We start from the raw sequence: 1958 nt of genomic DNA, 5'->3' as shown, positions 1-1958 counted from the left end.
CCGTTGGGCTGCGAAGCGGCCCCGCTTTTAAAATCTGGGCTCGCTGCGCAAGCCAACGGGGATAAATCCCCTCGCCACAGGTCAGCATCAAATCTGAGATTTCATAAACCCCAGACAGCAAAAAGCCCGCACTAGGCGGGCTTTCTGTGGACTCTGGCGTTCAGTGTTCCAGATTCCGAATATGGCGCAGCGGACGGGACTCGAACCCGCGACCCCCGGCGTGACAGGCCGGTATTCTAACCGACTGAACTACCGCTGCGCGAAACGCTTGAAACGAATGGTGGGTGATGACGGGATCGAACCGCCGACATTCTGCTTGTAAGGCAGACGCTCTCCCAGCTGAGCTAATCACCCTTCGCTTCGTTACGGGACGCATTATGCCACAAGTTTTCGTAAAGTGTTGATTTAATTGAAGTTTTTTTCAAATAAATCCGAAAACCGGTAAAACGACACATCCCGCGGGTACAACTGTACAAACTTTGAGGCAGAAAAAAACCCGCTTGGGCGGGTTCTTCCGTGGTGACCTGGCGTTCAGTGATCCAGGTTACCGAATATGGCGCAGCGGACGGGACTCGAACCCGCGACCCCCGGCGTGACAGGCCGGTATTCTAACCGACTGAACTACCGCTGCGCTAAACACTTGAAACGAATGGTGGGTGATGACGGGATCGAACCGCCGACATTCTGCTTGTAAGGCAGACGCTCTCCCAGCTGAGCTAATCACCCTTCGCTTCGGTGTGGCGCGCATTCTACGGAGCGGCCCAACCTCTGGCAAGCACTTTTTTAAATAATTTTCTCAGGCCTTCCAAAGGCTTACAGAAGGGTTGGCCTATGAGACGGCGAGGACAATAATGCCCCCCTTTGTATAAAGGAGAGACTCACCCCATGTGGTTCAAGAACCTGCTTATCTATCGCCTGACCCAAGACCTGCCTGTCGATGCCGAGGCGCTGGAAACTGCACTGGCCACCAAACTGGCGCGTCCATGTGCAAGCCAGGAGTTGACCACCTACGGTTTCGTCGCGCCGTTCGGCAAAGGCGAAGATGCTCCATTGGTACACGTCAGCGGTGACTTCCTGCTGATTTCCGCGCGTAAAGAAGAACGCATTCTGCCGGGCAGCGTCGTGCGCGACGCGGTAAAGGAAAAGGTCGAAGAGATCGAAGCCGAGCAGATGCGCAAGGTCTATAAGAAGGAACGCGATCAGATCAAGGATGAAATCATCCAGGCCTTCCTGCCGCGCGCCTTTATCCGTCGCTCGTCGACCTTCGCCGCCATTGCGCCGAAACAGGGCTTGATTCTGGTCAACTCGGCCAGCCCGAAACGCGCCGAAGACTTGCTGTCGACCCTGCGCGAAGTGATCGGCACCCTGCCCGTCCGTCCGCTGAGCGTGAAAATGTCGCCGACCGCGACCATGACCGAATGGGTCACCACGCAGAAAGCTGCCGACGACTTCTATGTGCTGGACGAGTGCGAACTGCGCGACACCCACGAAGACGGCGGCATCGTTCGTTGCAAACGTCAGGATCTGACCAGCGAAGAAATCCAGCTGCACCTGAGCACCGGCAAAGTCGTCACGCAGCTGTCGCTGGCGTGGCAGGACAAGTTGTCGTTCATGCTCGACGACAAGATGACTGTTAAACGTCTGAAGTTCGAAGACCTGTTGCAGGATCAGGCGGAACAGGACGGTGGCGATGAGGCACTGGGTCAACTGGACGCCAGCTTCACCCTGATGATGCTGACCTTCGGCGACTTCCTGCCGGCGCTGGTTGAAGCGCTGGGTGGGGAAGAGACTCCGCAGGGGATCTAAACCCTTGTGATGTCCAAACTGTAGGAGTGAGCCTGCTCGCGATGAGGGACTGACATTCAACATTAATGTTGACTGAACGACCGCCATCGCGAGCAGGCTCATTCCTACATTTGGTTTTGTGGTGTAACTAACAATAAGGAACAAGCCATGCG

General features: G+C 55.9%; 1 protein-coding gene and 4 tRNA genes. 1 reads left to right on the top strand and 4 read right to left on the bottom strand.

Going from position 1 to position 1958, the window contains the following annotated elements; translation table 11 throughout:
* Nucleotides 1-182: 182 nt before the first annotated feature.
* The 4 genes from QMX93_RS30630 to QMX93_RS30615 all read right to left on the bottom strand — a co-directional run bounded on the left by QMX93_RS30630 (nucleotide 183) and on the right by QMX93_RS30615 (nucleotide 726).
* Nucleotides 183-259: transfer RNA gene (locus QMX93_RS30630), tRNA-Asp, on the bottom strand.
* A 19-nt stretch (nucleotides 260-278) separates the two neighbouring features.
* Nucleotides 279-354: transfer RNA gene (locus tag QMX93_RS30625), tRNA-Val, on the bottom strand.
* 200 nt (nucleotides 355-554) lie between these two features.
* Nucleotides 555-631, bottom strand: a tRNA-Asp gene (locus QMX93_RS30620).
* Nucleotides 632-650: 19 nt separating this feature from the next.
* Nucleotides 651-726, bottom strand: a tRNA-Val gene (locus QMX93_RS30615).
* A gap of 159 nt (nucleotides 727-885) precedes the next feature.
* Between QMX93_RS30615 and rdgC the strand changes: the two genes are divergently transcribed.
* Entirely contained in the window at nucleotides 886-1806 is a 921-nt protein-coding gene (rdgC, locus tag QMX93_RS30610) for a recombination-associated protein RdgC (protein WP_053118594.1), read from the top strand.
* The last annotated feature ends 152 nt before the right edge of the window (nucleotides 1807-1958 follow it).

Origin of the sequence: Pseudomonas sp. PS01303, assembly GCF_029959385.1 — a bacterium.
In the GTDB taxonomy this organism is placed as follows: Bacteria; Pseudomonadota; Gammaproteobacteria; order Pseudomonadales; family Pseudomonadaceae; genus Aquipseudomonas; species Aquipseudomonas rustica.
This window is presented reverse-complemented; position numbering and strand designations above follow the sequence as displayed.

Bases quoted from the DNA above. Each gene is read 5' to 3' on its own strand.
- rdgC (WP_053118594.1), top strand. From the start codon at position 886: ATGTGGTTCAAGAACCTGCTTATCTATCGCCTGACCCAAGACCTGCCT.